The 19451-nt window shown below is 71.6% G+C and carries 21 protein-coding genes; 12 read left to right on the top strand and 9 right to left on the bottom strand.

Features of this window, described 5'->3' with window-relative positions:
* Positions 1–120: 120 nt before the first annotated feature.
* The 3 genes from dapF to miaA all read right to left on the bottom strand — a co-directional run bounded on the left by dapF (position 121) and on the right by miaA (position 2740).
* Positions 121–1086: a diaminopimelate epimerase gene (gene dapF / locus ABZ842_RS30430; protein WP_361543826.1), complete on the bottom strand. Its 966-nt coding sequence runs from the start codon at positions 1084–1086 to the stop codon at positions 121–123.
* Between the two features lie 166 nt (positions 1087–1252).
* Complete coding sequence (locus ABZ842_RS30425; protein WP_361543932.1) at positions 1253–1696, bottom strand: hypothetical protein; 444 nt, start codon at positions 1694–1696, stop codon at positions 1253–1255.
* A 105-nt stretch (positions 1697–1801) separates the two neighbouring features.
* Positions 1802–2740 carry a tRNA (adenosine(37)-N6)-dimethylallyltransferase MiaA gene (gene miaA, locus ABZ842_RS30420; protein ID WP_361543824.1) on the bottom strand — a complete coding sequence of 313 codons (939 nt, stop codon included), beginning with the start codon at positions 2738–2740 and terminating at the stop codon, positions 1802–1804.
* Between the two features lie 207 nt (positions 2741–2947).
* On the opposite strand from miaA, the gene ABZ842_RS30415 reads away from it, so the two are divergent.
* Together ABZ842_RS30415 and ABZ842_RS30410 are read left to right on the top strand one after the other, a co-directional pair.
* A complete protein-coding gene (locus ABZ842_RS30415) occupies positions 2948–3319 on the top strand; it encodes a hypothetical protein (RefSeq protein WP_361543821.1) in 372 nt (123 codons plus the stop codon).
* Positions 3320–3401: 82 nt separating this feature from the next.
* Positions 3402–3674, top strand: a complete 273-nt coding sequence (locus tag ABZ842_RS30410; RefSeq protein ID WP_361543818.1) for an antitoxin — start codon at positions 3402–3404, stop codon at positions 3672–3674.
* 132 nt (positions 3675–3806) lie between these two features.
* Here the strand turns inward: ABZ842_RS30410 and ABZ842_RS30405 are convergent, their stop codons facing one another.
* Together ABZ842_RS30405 and miaB are read right to left on the bottom strand one after the other, a co-directional pair.
* Positions 3807–4526: a class III extradiol dioxygenase subunit B-like domain-containing protein gene (locus ABZ842_RS30405; RefSeq protein ID WP_361543815.1), complete on the bottom strand. Its 720-nt coding sequence runs from the start codon at positions 4524–4526 to the stop codon at positions 3807–3809.
* 123 nt (positions 4527–4649) lie between these two features.
* Positions 4650–6182 carry a tRNA (N6-isopentenyl adenosine(37)-C2)-methylthiotransferase MiaB gene (gene miaB, locus ABZ842_RS30400; protein WP_361543812.1) on the bottom strand — a complete coding sequence of 511 codons (1533 nt, stop codon included), beginning with the start codon at positions 6180–6182 and terminating at the stop codon, positions 4650–4652.
* A 194-nt stretch (positions 6183–6376) separates the two neighbouring features.
* On the opposite strand from miaB, the gene ABZ842_RS30395 reads away from it, so the two are divergent.
* A complete protein-coding gene (locus tag ABZ842_RS30395; protein WP_361543809.1) occupies positions 6377–7375 on the top strand; it encodes a TAXI family TRAP transporter solute-binding subunit in 999 nt (332 codons plus the stop codon).
* A gap of 131 nt (positions 7376–7506) precedes the next feature.
* On the opposite strand, the gene ABZ842_RS30390 is transcribed toward ABZ842_RS30395, so the two are convergent.
* A complete protein-coding gene (locus ABZ842_RS30390) occupies positions 7507–8922 on the bottom strand; it encodes a HAMP domain-containing sensor histidine kinase (protein ID WP_361543806.1) in 1416 nt (471 codons plus the stop codon).
* 7 nt (positions 8923–8929) lie between these two features.
* Positions 8930–9643 carry a response regulator transcription factor gene (locus ABZ842_RS30385; protein WP_361543803.1) on the bottom strand — a complete coding sequence of 238 codons (714 nt, stop codon included), beginning with the start codon at positions 9641–9643 and terminating at the stop codon, positions 8930–8932.
* A 298-nt stretch (positions 9644–9941) separates the two neighbouring features.
* Here ABZ842_RS30385 and ABZ842_RS30380 point away from each other — a divergent pair, with 298 nt between their 5' ends.
* From ABZ842_RS30380 to ABZ842_RS30345, 8 genes are all read left to right on the top strand, one after another.
* Positions 9942–10727, top strand: a complete 786-nt coding sequence (locus ABZ842_RS30380; protein ID WP_361543800.1) for an amino acid ABC transporter ATP-binding protein — start codon at positions 9942–9944, stop codon at positions 10725–10727.
* A 225-nt stretch (positions 10728–10952) separates the two neighbouring features.
* Complete coding sequence (locus tag ABZ842_RS30375; RefSeq protein ID WP_361543797.1) at positions 10953–11783, top strand: glutamate ABC transporter substrate-binding protein; 831 nt, start codon at positions 10953–10955, stop codon at positions 11781–11783.
* A gap of 90 nt (positions 11784–11873) precedes the next feature.
* Positions 11874–12548, top strand: a complete 675-nt coding sequence (locus tag ABZ842_RS30370; RefSeq protein ID WP_361543794.1) for an amino acid ABC transporter permease — start codon at positions 11874–11876, stop codon at positions 12546–12548.
* Positions 12545–13429 (top strand): amino acid ABC transporter permease, encoded by an 885-nt coding sequence (locus ABZ842_RS30365; protein ID WP_361543791.1) that lies wholly within the window; start codon positions 12545–12547, stop codon positions 13427–13429. Before ABZ842_RS30370 ends, ABZ842_RS30365 begins: the two co-directional genes overlap by 4 nt.
* A gap of 442 nt (positions 13430–13871) precedes the next feature.
* Positions 13872–15470 carry an FAD-dependent monooxygenase gene (locus tag ABZ842_RS30360; protein WP_361543788.1) on the top strand — a complete coding sequence of 533 codons (1599 nt, stop codon included), beginning with the start codon at positions 13872–13874 and terminating at the stop codon, positions 15468–15470.
* A 33-nt stretch (positions 15471–15503) separates the two neighbouring features.
* Complete coding sequence (locus ABZ842_RS30355) at positions 15504–15590, top strand: putative leader peptide (protein ID WP_361543929.1); 87 nt, start codon at positions 15504–15506, stop codon at positions 15588–15590.
* A gap of 124 nt (positions 15591–15714) precedes the next feature.
* On the top strand, positions 15715–16257 hold the full coding sequence (locus ABZ842_RS30350) for a cysteine dioxygenase (protein ID WP_361543926.1): 543 nt from the start codon (positions 15715–15717) through the stop codon (positions 16255–16257).
* Positions 16254–16727 (top strand): rhodanese-like domain-containing protein, encoded by a 474-nt coding sequence (locus ABZ842_RS30345; RefSeq protein ID WP_361543785.1) that lies wholly within the window; start codon positions 16254–16256, stop codon positions 16725–16727. Before ABZ842_RS30350 ends, ABZ842_RS30345 begins: the two co-directional genes overlap by 4 nt.
* 87 nt (positions 16728–16814) lie before the next feature.
* Here the strand turns inward: ABZ842_RS30345 and recX are convergent, their stop codons facing one another.
* Together recX and recA are read right to left on the bottom strand one after the other, a co-directional pair.
* The gene (gene recX, locus ABZ842_RS30340) at positions 16815–17384 is read right to left on the bottom strand and encodes a recombination regulator RecX (RefSeq protein ID WP_361543782.1); all 570 of its coding nucleotides are present in this window, start codon (positions 17382–17384) and stop codon (positions 16815–16817) included.
* 2 nt (positions 17385–17386) lie between these two features.
* Positions 17387–18514 carry a recombinase RecA gene (gene recA, locus ABZ842_RS30335; RefSeq protein ID WP_361543779.1) on the bottom strand — a complete coding sequence of 376 codons (1128 nt, stop codon included), beginning with the start codon at positions 18512–18514 and terminating at the stop codon, positions 17387–17389.
* Positions 18515–18773: 259 nt separating this feature from the next.
* Here recA and ABZ842_RS30330 point away from each other — a divergent pair, with 259 nt between their 5' ends.
* Complete coding sequence (locus tag ABZ842_RS30330; RefSeq protein WP_361543776.1) at positions 18774–19361, top strand: AAA family ATPase; 588 nt, start codon at positions 18774–18776, stop codon at positions 19359–19361.
* Positions 19362–19451 lie beyond the last annotated feature (90 nt).

The following is a 19451-nucleotide window of genomic DNA, read 5'->3' as shown; positions in this document are numbered from 1 at the left end:
CCACGTGGAGCAGTCCCGCTCTCGCCGAGCGTGAACCGGATCACCCGTTCGAGCGAAGCTCTATCCGACTGTGGTTTCAGCGGGTTCGGCACGTTAGGCACGTTCGGCACGTTTGACGGGTTAGGCGCGTTCGACGGTCGCGAGCAGGGCGGCGGCCAGCCGACCGGTTGCGACGATCACGGCGGGTCCGCTCATCTCGACCTCCCCGTCCGGCCGCTCCGTGATCACCAACCGCCCGCCGGGCAGGTCGACGCGGTACGTGACGGGGACCCCGGTCCGCGCGGGGTCGACGCCGTCCCGGCGCGCCGCCGCGACGGCGACCGCGCAGGCGCCCGTGCCGCAGGAGCGGGTCTCGCCCGAGCCGCGCTCGTGGACGCGCAGGGCGACGTGCCGCTCGCCGCGGTCGACGACGAACTCCACGTTGACCCCGTCGGGGTACACGGCGGCGGGGGCGAAGGCTGGCGCGGAGTACAGGTCGCCGGCGTGGGCGAGGTCGTCGACGAAGGCGACGGCGTGGGGGTTGCCCATGTTCACGTTGCGGGCGGGCCAGCTGCGGCCGTCGACCGTGACGGTGACGGAGTCGTCGGGCAGGGTCGCCCGGCCCATCCGGACCGTGATGTCACCGCCGTGGGGGTCGTGCGCCGGGCCCTTCGCGATGTGAACGCGCTTGACCCCGCCGCGGGTGGCCACGGCCAGGTCGCCGGCGTCGACGTGGCCGGCGTGCTGGAGGTAGCGGGCGAAGACGCGGACGCCGTTGCCGCACATCTCGGCGATCGACCCGTCGGCGTTGCGGTAGTCCATGAACCACTCGGCCTGGTCCGCCATGGACCGCGCTTCGGGGTGGGCCGCGGACCGTACGACGTGCAGCACGCCGTCGCCGCCGATGCCGGCGCGGCGGTCGCACAGCCGGGCCACGACGTCGGCGGGCAGGTCGAGGGCGTTGTCCGGGTCCGGGACGATCACGAAGTCGTTCTCGGTGCCGTGGCCCTTGAGGAAGGCGACCGGCTGCGGCTCGGCGGCCGGGGGACGGAGGCGGGCCGGGTCCTGCGGGGGCGGCGAAGGCTGTGCGGTGGTCACGCCGTCCATCGTACGAGTGACCGGGCGGCGCGGTCGTACGCGTCGGGGACCGGGACGGCGGGGCCCACCGGACCCGTGCCGCGGGCGGCGGCGGGCGCGGGCGCTGCGGCGGGCTCCGCCGGCGCAGACGGGGTCAGCTTGGCCGGCCCAGCTTGGTCGGTTCAGCTTGGTCGGTTCAGCGCAGGCGGGCTACGCGCCAGACGGCCAGCGCGACCAGCAGGAGGCCGAAGCCGACGTAGAGCGCGAGGATCCGCCAGTCGGGCCGCTCGCCCGAGCCGCGCTGCGGCAGCCCCGGCCAGGTGTGCCCCACTCGACGGGCCGCCATCACGCCCCAGCCCGCGGCACAGCAGCTGATCAGCAGGCCGAGCATGGCGACCACGGGGCCGCCGTCGCCGGAGCCGAAGGCCAGCGGGAAGGCGAACATCAGGGATCCGACCGCGGCGAGCATGACGATGGGTGCGAGCTGCCAGATCCGCAGCCTGCGCACGGGGCGCAACTCGACCTCCACCTCGGCCTCGTCGGCGACCAGCTCCTGCTCGTCGGGGCCGTCGGGGCTCAATCCGGGCACGCCCTCAACCGCCCGTGGCTGCTGCTCGGTGCCGTGAGGGCCGGCCTCCATCGCCACGCGCCCTCCCCACTCGGACTCCACGTCAATCGATGCTCGATGATGGCACGGTCGGAGATACCTGAATGACGGGCGTGGCGTCCCGATGCCATCACGTGATCAGGCTGTAACCGCTCGTTCGATCAACGCCAGGGCCCGTCGCGGAAGTTCCCCTCGGTCCTCGACTGCTCCACTGAGCCAATGCACCCTCGGATCCCTCCTGAACCACGAATCCTGACGGCGCGCGAAGCGCTTGGTGGCGCGCACGGTCTCGTCGCGCGCCTCCTGCTCGGTGCACTCTCCCGCGAGCGCCGCGAGGATCTGCTGGTAGCCCAGGGCCCGGGAGGCCGTACGCCCCTCTCTGAGCCCCTGCGCCTCCAGCGCGCGCACCTCGTCGACGAAGCCCGCGTCCCACATGAGGTCCACACGGCGCGCGATGCGCCCGTCGAGCTCGGGACGGGCCACGTCGACGCCGATCTGGACAGTGTCGTACACGGCGTCGTGCCCCGGCAGGTTGGCGGTGAAGGGCCGGCCCGTGATCTCGATCACCTCCAGCGCCCGGACGATGCGACGGCCGTTTCCGGGGAGGATGGCGCGGCCGGCCTCGGGGTCGGCGGCGGCCAGCCTGGCGTGCAGCGCGCCCGGCCCCCGGGCGTCCAGTTCCGCTTCCAGCCGGGCGCGGACGGCCGGGTCGGTGCCGGGGAACTCCAGCGCGTCGATGGCGCCGCGCACGTACAGCCCCGAGCCGCCGACGAGGACCGGGGTGCGGCCCTCGGCCAGGAGGCGGTCGATCTCCGCCCTGGCGAGGCGCTGGTACTCGGCGACGCTCGCGGCCTCGGTGACGTCCCAGACGTCCAGCAGGTGGTGGGGCACGCCGCCGCGCTCGTCGGGCGTCAGCTTGGCGGTGCCGATGTCCATCCCCCGGTATAGCTGCATGGAGTCGGCGTTGACGACCTCCCCGCCCAGGTGCCGGGCGAGGAAGACCCCGAGATCGGACTTTCCGGCCGCGGTGGGGCCGACGACGGCGATGACCCGCGGTGCGGGGGCTGCGCTACTCACCGTCCCAGTCTCCCAAACCCGCGGCGATGTCCCCGAACGAGCGAGGTGACGGCCCGTGCGGGGCTTCGTTGCCTGTTGCGAGGTGGCGAGCGCCGGTCGGCGGACGCCTGTGACCGGTCGTTCCCGGGCGGCGCGAAGGGCGCCCCGGGCGCCGGCGGCCCTCGCCCGCACGAGCAGCTGCCGCACGAGTACCTGATGGAGTTTTCAATGGGTGTTTTTTCATGGTTCAGCCGCAAGCCGAAGGGCTCTTCGGCCGGGTCGTCCTCCGCGGAGGCGCAGCCCCCGTCCGCCGGAGCGGACGGCTCCGGGGAGGAGTCCCCGGCCGCGTCGGAGCCGACCGCAGGACAGCCCTCGGTGACCGGTGCGACCGGCAAGACCGGTGGGACCAGTGAGTCCGGCAAGACGGGTGAGACCGGGGCGACGGAGGATGCCGGGGAGTCCGGCGCCCCGGATGCTCCGGGCGCCGAGGGTGCCGAGGGTGCTTCGGGGGTCCCCGGCGCTGCGGGGGTGGACATCCCCCGTCAGCAGTCGGCGGGGGACGCCGCGGACAGCGAGGCCGGGGAGAGTGCCCGGAAGTAGCCGTACGGACATGTCCCGGAGCAAAACGGGCAGTGGTTTGTCACACTGGATGTCAGCAGTCGCTCACGAGGGAAGGTGGCCCATGGGCCTCATGGACACGCTGAAGGCCAAGCTCGCCCCGGCCAAGGAAAAGGTCTCCGACCTCGCGCAGCAGCATGGGGACAAGATCGAGCACGGTCTGGACAAGGCCGCGAAGGCGGTCGACTCGCGGACCAAGGGCAAGTACAGCGACAAGATCGACACGGGCACTGGCAAGGCCAAGGAAGCACTGGGGCGCATCGCCCACAAGGGCGACGGCGACAACCCGCCGCCGTCCCAGTCTCAGCCCCCGTCTTCGCCTCCGCCGGCCGCCTGAGCCGAAGGCGTACGGCACTATGGCGCCCTGACGACGGATGAGGGCCGCGCGGCACGATGTTGCGCGGCCCTCAAGCGTGTCCGGGGCGGCCAAGGCGTGGGTTAGGGAACGGCCCTCGGTGCGGCGTCCGCCTCATTGCGCCGTCCAGGAGGAGACGAAGTAGCCGACGCCGTAGGGGGCGTCGTCGTACAGCAGCCGCCCGGTGAGCCCGGTCCCTTCGGCGGCCCCGGCGAGCACCTGCCAGGCCGCGCGGCCCGCGGCCTTCAGTTCGTACGCGAGCGAGGCGTCCAGCGCCCGCAGCGCGTCCGGGTCGGCCCCGGCGAGGGCGCGTGCCACGGCGGCGTCGTGGTCGGCGGCGCGTTCGTCCAGGTAGCCCGGTGCCTTCAGGCTCCGGCAGGCGCTCGCGTCGCCCATCGCCAGCAGGGCCACCCGCCCGGCCCGCCCGGCGATCTTCCTGCCGTCCTCGAAGCACTGATCGGGCGTCGCCCGCTCGTCGACTCCGACGCCCTCCACCCGAGTGGCCCAGTGGGCCTCCTGGAGCAGCCAGGCACCGACGGCCAGCGCCGGGGGCAGCTGGGCCTGCCGCGGTTCGGCCGGGGCGGCGGTACCGAGGCGTACGTCGAGGTCGACGCCGAAGCCGCGGAAGGAACCGACGGTTCCGGCAGGGTACGGTCCGGCCGCGTCCGCGGCGGTCGGGCCGACCACCACCAACACCTCGGGCCGGGCCGCCGCGAGCGCCGAGACGGCCCGTGCACAGGCGTCCCTGGCCGCGTCGAGCTCGGGCGCGGCACCCGAGGCGACCTCGGGCACCAGCAGCGGCGGACAGGGGCACACGGCAGCGGCGACAAGCATGATCGGCAGCCTAATGCGGTAGCGCGCTCCTCATGCGCCGTGGCCGGCCGCGCACGGTTCGAACCGGCGGCGCACGGTCCAAAGAAGTACGGCCGCCGGTCCCGTAGCGGTCCCGTAGCCGGGTCAGTGCGCGGCGCAGCCCGGCGTGGAGGCCGCCGGCAGCGGGGCCGGGACGCCGATTGAGGGCAGGCCCAGCATGACGCCGGCGGGCTTCGCCGCCTGCGTCTCGTTCCGCTTCTGCCAGGCGTCGCCCGCGCGCGTACGGCGGACGGCGGACACCTCGCCCTCGGCCAGCAGGTGGTGCGGGGCGGCGTAGGTGATCTCGACCGTGACCACGTCGCCGGGGCGCACCTCCTGGTCCGGCTTGGTGAAGTGGACGAGCCTGTTGTCCTGGGCGCGGCCGGACAGCCGGTGGGTGGCGTCGTCCTTGCGGCCCTCGCCCTCGGCGACCATGACGTCCAGGGTCCGGCCCACCTGCTTCTTGTTCTCCGCCCAGGAGATCTCCTCCTGGAGGGCGACCAGCCGCTCGTACCGCGCCTGGACGACCGCCTTCGGGACCTGCCCGTCCATGGTGGCGGCGGGGGTGCCGGGGCGCTTGGAGTACTGGAAGGTGAAGGCGTTCGCGAAGCGGGCCTCGCGGACGGTGTACAGGGTCTGCTCGAAGTCCTCCTCGGTCTCGCCGGGGAAGCCCACGATGATGTCGGTGGAGATGGCCGCGTGCGGGATGGCCTCGCGCACCTTGTCGATGATCCCGAGGAAACGCTCCTGCCGGTACGAGCGGCGCATCGCCTTGAGGACCGTGTCCGAGCCGGACTGGAGCGGCATGTGGAGCTGGGGCATCACGTTCGGCGTCTCGGCCATCGCGGCGATCACGTCGTCGGTGAAGTCGCGGGGGTGCGGCGAGGTGAAGCGGACGCGCTCCAGCCCCTCGATCCTGCCGCAGGCCCGCAGCAGCTTGCTGAACGCCTCGCGGTCGCCGATGTCGGAGCCGTACGCGTTCACGTTCTGGCCGAGCAGGGTGATCTCGCTGACGCCCTCGGCGACCAGGGCCTCGATCTCCGCGAGGATGTCGCCGGGCCTGCGGTCCTTCTCCTTGCCGCGCAGCGCGGGCACGATGCAGAAGGTGCAGGTGTTGTTGCAGCCGACGGAGATGGAGACCCAGGCCGCGTACGCGGACTCGCGGCGGGTGGGCAGGGTTGAGGGGAACGCCTCCAGGGACTCGGCGATCTCGACCTGCGCCTCCTCCTGGACGCGGGCGCGCTCCAGCAGGATCGGCAGCTTGCCGATGTTGTGGGTGCCGAAGACGACGTCGACCCAGGGCGCGCGGGTGACGATCGTCTCGCGGTCCTTCTGGGCGAGGCAGCCGCCGACGGCGATCTGCATGCCGGGGCGCTGCGCCTTCTTCGGGGCGAGCCGGCCGAGGTTGCCGTAGAGCTTGTTGTCGGCGTTCTCGCGGACCGCGCAGGTGTTGAAGACGACGATGTCGGCGTCGCCGTCGGAGCCCTCGGCCGCCCGGACGTAGCCGGCGTCCTCCAGCAGGCCCGAGAGGCGTTCGGAGTCGTGGACGTTCATCTGACACCCGTAGGTACGGATCTCATAGCTTCGGGTAACGCCCACTTCGTCCACCGCTCCAACCCGGTCACTGCTGCTGGTCATGTCACAAGGGTAAGGCGCGCCAGCGGCGCCACCTTCACGGCTCCGCTGGCCGCCTCGGCCGCCGGAGGCCCCGCCCGGCCGCCCGGCCACGGCCTCGGTCGCCGGGGTGCCGCATCGGAAGCGGACGTTCCCCCTCTGGCGTCTCCTCGCCAGCACCTGGTCATCACGGTGAGTGAACTGGCAGGATCGCAAGCATGTTCATGAGTCGCCTTCGCATCGGCCGTCGCCGCGTGCTGGCCGCCTGCGCGGCGGTCCTCGCGGTGTTCGGAGTGCTGTTGTGGTGGCTGCTGCCGCTCGGGGAGTCCGAGCCCCGCGGGTCGGTCACCTTCAGCACCGGCGTGCGCGACGGCGTCTATCAGCGGTACGGCGATCTGCTGAAGGACGTCCTCGCCGAGGACCTGCCGAAGGTGGACATAGAGCTACGGACGAGCGAGGGCTCCCAGGAGAACCTGGCCCGTGTCGCATCCGGCGAGGCGGACTTCACCATCGCCACCGCGGACGCGGTCGCGAAGTACCAGAGGGACGGCAAGGAGGGCGCGGACAGATTGCGCGGTTGCGCCCGGTTGTACGACGACTACGTGCAGTTGGTGGTCCCCGCCGGGTCGCCCGTGCGGGGGGTGGCGGATCTGCGCGGCAAGCGGGTGGGCGTCGGCCAGAACGGCTCCGGGGTGCGGCTGATCGCCGATCGGCTGCTGGAAGCCGCGGGGCTCGATCCGAAGAAGGACGTCAAGCCCGTGCCGAACGGCATCGACACCGTTCCGCAGCTGCTGGAGGGCGACCACATCGACGCCTTCTTCTGGTCCGGCGGGCTGCCGACGCTCGCGGTCCAGGCCCTGTCCGAGCGCTTTTCGATACGGCTGGTGCCGCTGGAGCGCGATCTGATCGAGAAGGTGCACGCCACCGGCGTCCCGACCAGCCACTACCGGTCGGCCGTGATGCCGCCCGACCTCTATCCGCTGGCGCAGAGCGGCCTTCCGGTGAATTCGATGGCGGTGGCGAATCTGCTGGTGACCACCGAGCGAATAAACCCGGACCTCGTGGAGGGCCTGACCCGGACGGTGATCAAGAGCCGTGACGACATCGGGAACACCGTGCACCCGGCCCAGCTGGTCGATCTGAGGACCGCGATCTACACGGCTCCACTGTCGCTTCACGACGGAGCACGGCGGTACTACCGCTCGGTCAAGCCGTAGCCACAGCCGTAGTCGCAGCGGTAGCCGTAGCCATGACCGCTGGCGCGGTTGTGATCATGACCGGGTCGGTCGAGCGAGGGCCTCGGGCCGAAGGACGCGGGCCGTCAGCGGTGTCAGCGGTGTCAGCGGTGTCAGTCGGCTCCGTGCGCCGCGCCCGGGGGCGGGGTGCGGGGGACGGTGAGGGTGACCCTCAGCCCCTGGGGCTCGTGGTGCTCGTAGGCGATCCGACCGCCGCCGGCGGAGAGGAGGGCGCGGGAGATGGAGAGGCCGAGTCCGGATCCCTTGACGTTCTGGTGTCGGCCGCTGCGCCAGAAGCGGTCGCCGATGCGTGCCAGTTCGTCGTCCGTCAGACCGGGCCCGCCGTCGGTGATCACGATGCTGCACGTGGTGCCGTGGGAGGCCGCCGTCACGGTGACCGACGCTCCTCCGGGGGTGAACTTCACCGCGTTGTCGATCACCGCGTCCAGCGCGCTGGACAGCGCGATCGGGTCCACCCACGCGGTGACCGCGCTTCCGTCGTCGCCGAGGTGGACGCCCTTCTCCTCCGCCACGGGGCGCCAGGCGGCCACGCGTTCGGCGGCCAGTTCGCCGATGTCGGCGAGTTCGAGCGTGGCTGACGAGTGCTCGGCGAGCGCGAGGTCGAGCAGGTCGTCCAGGACCTGGGCGAGTCGGCGGCCCTCGGTGCGGACCGAAGCGATCTCTCGGTTGCCCTCGGGCAGTTCGAGGGCGAGGAGTTCGATCCGCAGCAGCAGGGCGGCGAGCGGGTTGCGCAGTTGGTGCGAGGCGTCGGCGACGAAGGCCCGTTGCTGTTCGAGCACGCCCTCGACGTTGTCGGCCATCTCGTTGAAGGAGCGGGCGAGTCGACGGAGTTCGGGAGGGCCGCTGGCGGCGGCGACCCGGGAGTTGAGCTGGCCGGTCGCTATGTCGTGGGTGGCCGCGTCCAGGACGCGCACCGGCCGCAGCACCCACCCGGTGAGCCGGAAGGCGGCGCCGACGGCGAGCAGCATGGCCGCGCCCTCGCCCGCCGCGATCAGGGCCCAGCCCCGCAGGATGCGCTCGCGCAGGTGGTCGGTGGGCGAGTCGGTGAGCACCACGGCGACGACGTCCCCGTCCCGTACGACGGGTGAGGCGACGACCAGCCGGCCCTTCAGCTGCCAGGGCCAGACCTGGGGCGGGTCCTGGCTGCGCCGGCCCGTGAGCGCCTCGCGGAACGCCTTCTGGCCTTCGCCGGCCGAGGGCACTCCCCACCACTCGGGCGCCTTGGCCATGGCGGAGGTGCCATTGCGGAGGAAGACGCCGACGTTGATGTCGTAGGTGGCGTGGTAGCGGTTGAGTTGGTCTTCGAGGGTGGCGCTGCGTTCGTCCATCGCGGTCGGGGTCTCCGAGACGAACTGCGCGAGCGCCGCGAACCGTACGGTGTCGTCGATCCGGTCGACCACCACCTCCTGCTGCTGCGCGGCGGCGACGCTCACGGCCAGGGGGAAGCCGAGTGCGAGCAGTACGCCCGCCATGAGCACGATGAGCAGCGGGAGGAGGCGGGTACGCACCGGGCGGTCAGCAGGCGGGCTCGACGAGGCGGTAGCCCACGCCGCGCACGGTCTCGATCAGCGCGGGCATCCCCAGCTTGGCGCGCAGGGAGGCCACGTGCACTTCGAGGGTGCGGCCGGTCCCCTCCCAACTGGTGTGCCAGACCTCGCTGATGATCTGTTCCCGGCGGAAGACCACCCCCGGCCGCTGGGCGAGCAGCGCGAGCAGGTCGAACTCCTTGCGGGTCAGCTGGACGACCTCGTCGTCGACGCTGACGCGCCGGGTGGGCAGTTCGATGGTCATCGGGCCGAGTCGAAGCGCGTCGTCGCCGGCGCCGCCCCCGGCCGGGGACGGCTCGTCGCCCGCCGAGGTGCGCCGGGCCACCGCGTGGATGCGCGCCAGCAGTTCGCCGGTGTCGTACGGCTTGACGACGTAGTCGTCGGCGCCGAGGTTGAGGCCGTGGATGCGGGACCGCACGTCAGCGCGGGCCGTCACCATGATCACCGGGGTGGCGGTCAGCTTCCGCAGCTTTCCGCAGACCTGGTAGCCGTCCTGGTCGGGCAGGCCCAGATCGAGCAGGACCACGCCGAAGGGCGGCTTGCCGGGGTGGGCGGTGGGCAGGACGGCGCGCAGCGCCTCCTCGCCGTTGCGTGCGTGCACGACGTCGAACCCGTGCCGGGCGAGGATGTCGGACAGGGCCGCGGCGACGTGGTCGTCGTCCTCGACGAGCAGCAGCCTCATGGCCCCCCTCGGTCAGTGGTCCCGTGACCCGGTCGGTCCGCGATCCCTCAGTTGCTCTTCCCGGTGCACGCCATCGCGTACCCCCGGCATCAAGGCCGATTCTCTGGCAGGGAGTCAAGAGAGATTCGACCCCCGGCCGCTTTCCGTTATCCACCCGGTACGCCGGCGGCCACCGCCCTCACGCATCGTGTCCGCACGAGGCCAGATCGTTATGCTCAATTTCCGCTCAGATGTAATGACGCTGGTCGCACCGCGTCACTACTGTCCTCCCAACCGAGGAGGACGGAGCTGTGGGCCGATGAGCGGAGTGTCTGTGTCCAAGGGTGCCGGGGACGCCGTTCCCGCCCAGGGCGACCTGGTCGTACTGAGCAATGTCAACAAGCACTTCGGTGCGCTGCACGTGCTTCAGGACATCGATCTGACCATCGCCAGGGGTGAGGTCGTGGTGGTCATCGGGCCTTCGGGGTCCGGCAAGTCCACCCTCTGCCGCACCATCAACCGCCTGGAGACGATCGACTCCGGGTCGATCGCCATCGACGGCAAGCCGTTGCCGGCCGAGGGCAAGGAGCTTGCGCGGCTGCGTGCCGACGTGGGCATGGTGTTCCAGTCGTTCAACCTCTTCGCGCACAAGACCGTGCTGGAGAACGTCATGTTGGGCCAGGTCAAGGTCCGCAGGACGGAGAAGGGCGCCGCCGAGAGCAAGGCGCGCGAACTGCTGGACCGGGTCGGCGTCGGCTCGCAGGCCGACAAGTACCCCGCCCAGCTCTCCGGTGGTCAGCAGCAGCGCGTCGCGATCGCCCGCGCCCTGGCGATGGACCCCAAGGTCATCCTCTTCGACGAGCCCACTTCGGCGCTCGACCCGGAGATGATCAACGAGGTGCTGGAGGTCATGCAGCAGCTCGCCCGGGCCGGGATGACGATGGTCGTGGTCACCCACGAGATGGGGTTCGCCCGTTCCGCGGCCAACCGCGTGGTGTTCATGGCCGACGGCAGGATCGTCGAAGAGGCCACGCCCGACGAGTTCTTCAGCAATCCGCGCAGCGATCGGGCCAAGGACTTCCTGTCGAAGATCCTGCACCACTGACGCACGACTGACGCACCACGCCACCTTTTCTGACGCAGCCGGCCCCGCGCCCGCGCTTCCGCGGCGGCGGGCCGGCCGCGCCACCCAAGGACCCGTCGGCCGACACGGCGGTCCGGCGCCCCAGCCACCCCGGCGCCGGACCGTACCGGCCTTCCGTGCCGAACACCGTGCCGGCCGACGCATCGGCTCAACGATCGGCGAACCACGACGCAAGGGATGTTCACCATGAAGCTCCGCAAGGTTTCTGCGGCCGTCGCCACGGTCGTGACCCTCTCGCTGGCCGCGACCGCGTGCGGCGGCAGCGACGACGACTCGGGCAGCGGCGGCGGCAAGATCAAGATCGGGATCAAGTTCGACCAGCCCGGCATCGGTCTGAAGACCCAGGACGGCAAGTACACCGGCTTCGACGTCGACGTCGCCACGTACATCGCCAAGGAACTGGGCTACGAGGCCAAGGACATCGAGTGGAAGCAGACCCCGAGCGCCCAGCGGGAGACGATGCTCGCCAACGGTGACGTGAAGTTCATCGCCGCCAGCTACTCGATCACCGACCAGCGGAAGGAGAAGGTCGACTTCGCCGGCCCGTACCTGCTGGCCCACCAGGACCTGCTCGTCCGCGCCGACGACACCTCGATCACCAAGGCCGAGGACCTCAACGACAAGAAGCTCTGCTCGGTCACCGGCTCCACCTCGGCGCAGAACATCCAGAAGGAGATCGCCCCCAAGGCCGACCTCCACCCCGTCGGCGGCTACTCCGAGTGCCTGACCGGTCTGGAGAACAAGTCCGTCGTTGCGCTGACCACGGACGACTCCATCCTGGCCGGTTACGCCGCCCAGAAGGAGCACCAGGGCAAGTTCAAGCTCGTCGGTCTGAAGCTGAGCAACGAGAACTACGGCATCGGCATCAAGAAGGGCGACAAGGACCTCCAGGACAAGATCAACAAGGCCCTGGAGAAGATGAAGGCGGACAAGTCCTGGGACAAGTTCGTCGCGGCCAACTTCGGCCCGGCGGGCTACAAGAACGAGCCCGCGCCGGAGATCGGCAAGCTCAGCTGAGCCAGCGGTGACGTGCCGCCGGCCCACTCCGGCCGGCGGCCCTGATCCCCTCCTTCCGAACGTTCCGACCAGGAGAGATCGCGGGTCAACGTGTTCGACTTCCTCGATTCCGGGCAGTACGACCTGCTCGACGCGTTCTGGGTGACGGTGAAGCTCACCGTCTACTCGGCAATCGGTTCCCTGATATGGGGAACCCTGCTGGCCGGCATGCGGGTCGGCCCCGTCCCCCTGATGCGGGCCTTCGGCACCGGCTACGTCAACGTCGTCCGCAACACCCCCCTGACGGTCGTCCTCATCATCTGCTCCCTGGGGCTGAACCAGACGTTGGGCGTCAACCTCGGTGCGGACAACTTCAAGGACATCGGCTTCCGGATGGCCGTGCTGGGCCTGGTCGCGTACACCGGCACCTTCGTGTGCGAGGCGCTGCGCTCCGGCATCAACACCGTGCCCGTCGGACAGGCGGAGGCCGCCCGGGCCATGGGGCTCGGCTTCTTCCAGGTACTGACCCTGATCGTGCTGCCCCAGGCGTTCCGCGCGGTCGTCACTCCGCTGGCGAACGTGCTGATCGCCCTCACCAAGAACACCACCGTGGCCTCGGCGATCGGCGTCGCCGAAGCGTCGGCCCTGATGAAGACGATGATCGAGAACGAGGCCGACGCACTGATCGCGGTCTTCGCGGTCTTCGCGTTCGGATTCCTCGTCCTGACCCTGCCCACCGGTCTGGTGCTGGGCTGGGTCGCCAAGCGCGTGGCGGTGAAGCGATGACGTCCGTCCTGTACGACGAGCCCGGCCCGAAGGCGAAGCGGCGCAACGTCCTCTACACCGTCGTCTTCCTGGCGGTGTTGGCCCTGGTGGTCTGGTGGGTGCTGTCCACCATGGCCGACAAGGAGCAGTTGGCGTCCGAGAAGTGGAGTCCGTTCGTCAACGACTCCAAGGTCTGGTCCACCTTCCTGCTGCCCGGGCTCTGGGAGACGGTGAAGGCCGCGGCCATCTCCGTGGTGATCGCCCTTCCGCTCGGCGCCGCGCTCGGCATCGGCCGGCTCTCCGACCACGCCTGGGTGCGGGTCCCCGTCTCCGCCGTGGTCGAGTTCTTCCGCGCCATGCCGGTGCTGCTGCTGATGCTCTTCGCGTACCAGGCGTTCGTGGAGTTCTCCGACCTGGAGTCGGACATCCGACCGCTGTACGCGGTGGTCACGGGTCTGGTGCTGTACAACGCGTCCGTCATCGCCGAGATCGTGCGCGCCGGCATCCTCTCGCTGCCCACCGGGCAGTCGGACGCGGCCAAGGCCATCGGCATGCGCAAGGGCCAGATGATGACGTTCGTCCTGCTGCCGCAGGCGGTCACGGCGATGCTGCCCGCGCTGGTCAGCCAGCTCGTGGTCATCGTGAAGGACACCGCCCTCGGTGGCGCGCTCCTCGGGTTCACCGAACTTCTGTACCAGCACCGGGCGATCACGGCGAACTACGGCGCCAACACGATCGCCACGCTGACGGTCATCTCCCTCCTCTTCATCCTGCTGAACTTCCTGCTGACCTCGTTCGCGAGCTGGCTGGAATCGCGGATACGCCGGGGGAAGAAGAGCACCGGCGCGGTCGTGAACCGGGAGGAGTTGGAAGCGGGCGGCGTCGTCGACGCGAAGCCCTGACGCGGAAGCAGGTCATCCCCGCCCGGGCCGCGATCGACCAGCGGCCCGGGCGTGGCGGAATCCAGGAGGCGGTGGCGCGGCGGCGCCACCGCCTCCTGGTGTCCGGGCACCACCGCCGCGGAGGTCTTGGACCGGCTGCCCCAGGAAGCGTCATCCGCCCCGGTGGCTGACATCCGTCCTACGAACCACCGTTCGGCTCCTCGGGCCTCCCCCGTCCTGCCACACCGCACGCCCCTCCCCCGCATCGGGCTTTCCCGAGCTCAGACGCCCCGCCGCCCCCGTACGGACCAGTGGCCGCCATGCCGCTCCCGGGTCACTTGACGCAGGCACCCCCAATCGGTTGCATACGTTCTGTGATCGCGCACCGGGGCTCCCCCGCACCCATCCCTACGACGACGCCGACGACCTGCTGCACGCCCCTGCGAGCCCGGGGAGCCGCGCCGTGGACCCGGTGATCGTCGTCGGTGCGGGTCCGGTCGGACTGGCACTCGCGCTGGCACTCGCCCAACAGGGCGTGTCGACCGTCGTGCTCGACGAGGGCGGCGGCGGTGACGACCCGCGCCCCGCGCGCACCGCCGTCCTGCGCCCCGACACGGCGGCCCTGGTGGAACGGCTCGGCTGCGCCACCGTCCGTGACGAGGGCGCCCGGTGGACCGGCTGGCGCACGATGCGCCGGAAGCAGGAGTTGCGCCGGCTGCCGCTCGGCGCCGAGACCGTCCCCTCGCCGCTGCACATCCCCCAGCACGCCCTCACTCGCGGGCTGCGCGCCGCAGCCGCGGCCGAGGAGTCGGTGGAACTCGTCGTCGAGAGCCGGGTGGACGCCCTGGAGCAGGACGCCGACGGCGTCACGGTGCACACCCGCGGCCCGAAGGGCACGTGGTGGCGCGGCAGTCACGTGGTCGGCTGCGACGGCGCCCGGTCGACCGTGCGCAAGCTGCTCGGCGTCCGCTTCCCCGGGCGCACCGCCGTCGAGCGGCACGCCGTCGCCACCCTGCGCACCGAACTGCCCTGGCCCGACGAGGTGGTGCTGCACCGTCAGCCGCCGTGGCGCGGCAGCGGCAGCGAGATCACGGCCCGTCCGCTGCCGGACGACGCCTGGCGGCTGGACTGGCTGCTGCCGCCGGACGGCGAACTGGTCACCCCCGACGCCCTGGTGACCCGGGTCCGCGACACCCTCGCGGGCTGGTGCGACGGCAGCACCCCGCCGTACGACCTGCTCGACACCGGCGTGTACACCGTGCACCACCGGCTGGCGCGGCGCTGGCGGGTGGACCGGGCCTTCCTGGCGGGCGACGCGGCGCACCTGGTGGGCGCGCTCGGCACCCAGGGCCTCGACGAAGGGCTGCGGGACGCGGAGAACCTGGCGTGGAAGCTGGCGCACACCTGGCACCACGGCGGATCGCCCGCCCTGCTCGACAGCTACCAGTCCGAGCGCCGGGCCGCGGTCGCCGCCCGACTGCGCGCCGCCGACCACGCCCTGCCGGCGCTGCGCGGCACCAGTGCGCTGCGCGCCTATCTGCCGGGTGCGGCGCGCGGGCACGACGCGCTGCTCACGGAAGCGCATCTGGGGCAGGGGCCCCTCGGGGCGCTCCCGGTGCACGCGCACTCCCCCCTCGCGCCGGAGCACTCCCCCGCCCACGTCCGCACCGCCACGGAGACCGGTGCCGTGGTGGAGGACGTACGGGTGACCACCCCCGACGGGACGAGCGCACGGCTGCGGGACCGGCTGGGCCAAGGGCAGTTGCTGGTCCTGTTGGTCGCCCCCGGCACGGGCGTGTGGGACCGCCGGCACTGGCAGAGCGCCGGTGTGATGCCGAGGCTCGCGGCTGCGGTGTCCGCGCTGCCCGTGCGGGCCGAACTGCTGGTGACGGAGGAGTACCCGGGTGCTTCGGCGCACGCGGTGCTGCTGGTCCGGCCGGACGGCCACCTGGTCGCGGCGTTCGCGGGGGTGCGGCCCGCGGAGTTGTACGCGGCGGCGGACGCGGCCCGCGGCGGTGCGCCGGCCCCGGCCCCAAGTGACCGTACCGCGGACGTCAATTGACCCTCCGGTGAGTAGCGTGGTGTACTCCCGAGCATGACCGGCACCGACGTGCGCCTGTGGCGGAGGGTCCACATGGACTTCCTCCGGTACGCGGGCTGCCTGTGTCGACCGTCCTGCTGACTTCGCTCCCCCGCGTCTGACGTGCGCGGGGACTCCTCGTCATCCGCGCGCCCCGCGGGTCGCTGCGCCGCACCCCTGCGCGCCCTCCAGCGAACTCCCAGGACGGTACTCCGTGTCCCAATCAATTCCGCGTTCCACGCCCCGGGCCACCGCCGCGGCGTCGACGACCGCGACCGCCGCCCCCACCGCCGCCGAGCTGCTCGACTTCGTACGGAGCGCGGCGGCCGACCCCGAACTGATCGCCTCGCTCCCCCTCGATCCGCAGGGCCGCACCTGGGTGCGGCTCGACGGCCCGGGCGGCAGCGAGGCGTGGCTCATCGGCTGGCCGCCCGGCACGGGCACCGGCTGGCACGACCACGCCGAGTCCGTCGGAGCGTTCGCCACCGCGGTGGGCGGGCTGACGGAGCACTCGCTGGCCGTACGGCTTCCGGCCAGCGGGTGGAAGACCCTCGAACTGAGCGAAGGGCTGGACCGCGAGCGACGGCTGGCCTCGGGTCAGGGCCGTGCCTTCGGCCGGCACCACGTCCACGAGGTGCTCAACGAATCGTCCGAGCACGCCGTCTCTGTCCATGCGTACCATCCGCCGCTGCCGCTGATCCGACGGTTCAGCCGCACCGGCCCCGTGCTCCGTCTGGAGCAGGTCGAACGTCCGGAGGACTGGCAGTGACCACACCTTCCCCGTCCGTGCCCGAAGGGGCCGTCGGCATAGACGAGCTCCTGGAGCGGGTCCGCGAGCAGTTGGACCGGGTGGAAGCCCGACGCGCCTTCGACGAGGCTGCGGCCGGCGCCCTCCTGGTGGACACCCGCTACGCGGCCCTGCGCGATCGGGACGGTCTGATCCCGGGCGCTCTGGTCGTGGAGCGCAACGAGCTGGAGTGGCGGCTGGATCCGCAGGGCAGCCACCGCGCGCCCGAGGCGGTCAGCCACGACCTGCGGGTGGTGGTGATCTGCAACGAGGGGTACGCCTCCTCCCTCGCGGCGCTCTCCCTGCGGCAGCTCGGGCTGCACCGTGCGACGGATCTGATCGGCGGCTTCCAGGCGTGGCGGGCGGCGGGCCTTCCCGTCACCACCGGAGCCGCTCCCTCCACCACGGCCGATTCTTCGCCGAACGCCGTGGTGTCCTCCCCGGAGGATTGACGGCGCCCGCCGTGCCTCAGCCTCCGCCGTCCTTCCCGCCCCCGGCGCGAAAAGCGGTGGAGGCCGGCCGGTGGTCACCGCGGCGGGTCACCAGGGCTCCGGCAGATCGTCGAGGTCCTGCTCGCCCTCCTCTTCCAGGGCCTGCCGGACCACCTTGAGCGCCAGACCCTCGCCGTAGCCCTTGCGGGCCAGCATGCCGGCCAGCCGTCGGATGCGCCGGTCGCGGTCGAGCCCGCGGGTGGCCCGCAGCTTACGGGCGACCAGTGCACGGGCGGTCTCCTCCTCGCGCTCCGAGTCGAGCTGGCCCACCGCCTCGTCGACGAGTGCCGGGGCCACTCCCTTCGTCCGCAGCTCACGGGCGAGGGCGCGGCGGGCGAGCCCCCGGCTGTGGTGCCGCGACTCGACCCACGCCTGGGCGAACGCGGTGTCGTTGATCAGCCCCACGTCCTCGAAGCGCGAGAGCACGTCATCGGCCACCTCCGGAGGGATCTCCCTCTTGTGGAGCGCGTCCGCCAGCTGCTTGCGGGTGCGGGGCGTCCCGGTGAGCAGGCGCAGGCAGATCGCCCGCGCCCGCTCAGCCGGGTCCTGGGGCGACAGCTCCTTCTCGGCCCTCGACGAGTCGGCGCTGTCGCCCGGCCATTCGGTGCGCCGGGTCACGCTCAGCCCTTGGTCGCCGCCGCCTTGGCCGTCTTGGCCTTGGTGGCGGGAGCGGGCACCGACTTCGTGTCAGCGGCCGGGGCCGCCGCCGCGCCCGCCGCTTCGCCGCCGGACTCGCCGGCAGCGGCCTCGGGCCGAACGCCCACGCCCAGCTTGTCCTTGATCTTCTTCTCGATCTCGTTGGCCAGGTCGGGGTTGTCCTTGAGGAAGTTGCGCGCGTTCTCCTTGCCCTGGCCGAGCTGGTCGCCGTCGTAGGTGTACCAGGCCCCGGCCTTGCGGACGAAGCCGTGCTCCACGCCCATGTCGATCAGGCCGCCCTCGCGGCTGATGCCCTGGCCGTACAGGATGTCGAACTCGGCCTGCTTGAAGGGCGGCGCGACCTTGTTCTTCACGACCTTGACGCGGGTGCGGTTGCCGACCGCGTCCGTGCCGTCCTTCAGGGTCTCGATGCGGCGGATGTCGAGCCGCACGGACGCGTAGAACTTCAGGGCCCGGCCACCGGTCGTGGTCTCCGGGGAGCCGAACATGACGCCGATCTTCTCGCGGAGCTGGTTGATGAAGATCGCGGTCGTCTTCGACTGGTTCAGCGCGCTGGTGATCTTCCGCAGCGCCTGGCTCATCAGCCGCGCCTGGAGACCCACGTGCGAGTCGCCCATCTCGCCCTCGATCTCCGCCTTCGGCACGAGGGCCGCGACGGAGTCGATCACGATCAGGTCGAGCGCGCCGGAGCGGACCAGCATGTCGACGATTTCGAGCGCCTGCTCGCCGTTGTCCGGCTGGGAGAGGATGAGGGAGTCGATGTCGACGCCCAGCTTCTTCGCGTACTCCGGATCGAGGGCGTGCTCGGCGTCCACGAAGGCGACGGCGCCGCCGGCCTTCTGCGCATTGGCCACGGCGTGCAGCGTGAGGGTCGTCTTACCGGAGGACTCGGGTCCGTACACCTCGACGACGCGGCCACGCGGCAGTCCGCCGACGCCGAGCGCGACGTCCAGCGCGGTCGATCCCGTGGGGATGATCTCGATGGGCTCGTTCGGCCGCTCGCCCAGGCGCATCACCGCGCCCTTGCCGAATTGGCGTTCAATCTGTGCGAGTGCGGCGTCGAGCGCCTTCTCGCGGTCGGTTCCTGCCATGGGTTCCACCCGATTTGCTTGTGTCGATCGCTTCACGTCAAAGACGCTAACCCCTGCCACTGACAACGGGCCCCGACGCCCGTCCCGCCTGTGGACAACTCTCCGGTGAAGCGCGGCGCCGGAGCCCCCATGAGAATGGATGTTCGATTTTGGTGTCAAGCACCCCCACCCGGCACGCCGCCGGTCGAGTGATCATGGTGGACGGACCGTCCCGAACGGCGGACCGCACCACGAACGAACGAGCGGGAGCGTGCACACCATGCGGGAACACTCGGAGACCGAGCAGGGCGGCCCCGACGCGGACGGGCTGATCGTCTTCTTGAACGGCACGTCGAGCTCCGGCAAGTCGAGCATCGCCCGGGAGCTCCTCACCCTCCTCGACGAGCCCTACTTCCACCTGCCCGTGGACGCCTTCCACGCCATGCGCTCCCAGCCCCAGCTGACCCCCGCCGAAGTCGACGACACCCTCAAGCGCACCTGGCGGGGGTTCCACCGCGCGGTCGCGGGCATGGCGGCGGCCGGCAACAACGTGGTCGTGGACCACGTCCTGAGCGAACCGTGGCGGCTGGCGGACTGCCTCGCGCTGTTCCCGCCCCACCGGGTCGTCCTGGTGGGCGTCCACTGTTCGCTGGAGGAGCTGGAGCGCCGGGAGGCGGCCCGCGGCGACCGTCCCGCCGGGCTCGCGGCACGGCAGATCTCCCGCGTGCACGCGCACGGCACGTACGACGTGGAGTGCGACACGAGCACGGCGACCCCGCTCGACTGCGCCCGACGCATCGCACGGTTCCTCCCCGAGCGGCCCGCCCCCACCGCCTTCCAGCGGCTGCGGCAGCAGCACGCCCTCTGACGGAGCAGTCGACCGCACGACCGCCCACCCGCCCGGCCGCTCCCCCCGAGCCGCCGGGCCGGCCGGGCCCGGCTCATACCGGCCGTTGCG

It is taken from the genome of Streptomyces sp. NPDC047315, assembly GCF_040643215.1.
Taxonomy (GTDB): Bacteria; Actinomycetota; Actinomycetes; order Streptomycetales; family Streptomycetaceae; genus Streptomyces.
This window is presented reverse-complemented; position numbering and strand designations above follow the sequence as displayed.

Bases quoted from the DNA above. Each gene is read 5' to 3' on its own strand.
- dapF (WP_361543826.1), bottom strand. From the start codon at position 1,086: ATGGACGGCGTGACCACCGCACAGCCTTCGCCGCCCCCGCAGGACCCG.
- ABZ842_RS30425 (WP_361543932.1), bottom strand. From the start codon at position 1,696: ATGGAGGCCGGCCCTCACGGCACCGAGCAGCAGCCACGGGCGGTTGAG.
- ABZ842_RS30415 (WP_361543821.1), top strand. From the start codon at position 2,948: ATGGGTGTTTTTTCATGGTTCAGCCGCAAGCCGAAGGGCTCTTCGGCC.
- ABZ842_RS30410 (WP_361543818.1), top strand. From the start codon at position 3,402: ATGGGCCTCATGGACACGCTGAAGGCCAAGCTCGCCCCGGCCAAGGAA.
- ABZ842_RS30405 (WP_361543815.1), bottom strand. From the start codon at position 4,526: ATGCTTGTCGCCGCTGCCGTGTGCCCCTGTCCGCCGCTGCTGGTGCCC.
- miaB (WP_361543812.1), bottom strand. From the start codon at position 6,182: ATGACCAGCAGCAGTGACCGGGTTGGAGCGGTGGACGAAGTGGGCGTT.
- ABZ842_RS30395 (WP_361543809.1), top strand. From the start codon at position 6,377: ATGTTCATGAGTCGCCTTCGCATCGGCCGTCGCCGCGTGCTGGCCGCC.
- ABZ842_RS30385 (WP_361543803.1), bottom strand. From the start codon at position 9,643: ATGAGGCTGCTGCTCGTCGAGGACGACGACCACGTCGCCGCGGCCCTG.
- ABZ842_RS30380 (WP_361543800.1), top strand. From the start codon at position 9,942: ATGAGCGGAGTGTCTGTGTCCAAGGGTGCCGGGGACGCCGTTCCCGCC.
- ABZ842_RS30375 (WP_361543797.1), top strand. From the start codon at position 10,953: ATGAAGCTCCGCAAGGTTTCTGCGGCCGTCGCCACGGTCGTGACCCTC.
- ABZ842_RS30365 (WP_361543791.1), top strand. From the start codon at position 12,545: ATGACGTCCGTCCTGTACGACGAGCCCGGCCCGAAGGCGAAGCGGCGC.
- ABZ842_RS30355 (WP_361543929.1), top strand. From the start codon at position 15,504: ATGACCGGCACCGACGTGCGCCTGTGGCGGAGGGTCCACATGGACTTC.
- recA (WP_361543779.1), bottom strand. From the start codon at position 18,514: ATGGCAGGAACCGACCGCGAGAAGGCGCTCGACGCCGCACTCGCACAG.
- ABZ842_RS30330 (WP_361543776.1), top strand. From the start codon at position 18,774: ATGCGGGAACACTCGGAGACCGAGCAGGGCGGCCCCGACGCGGACGGG.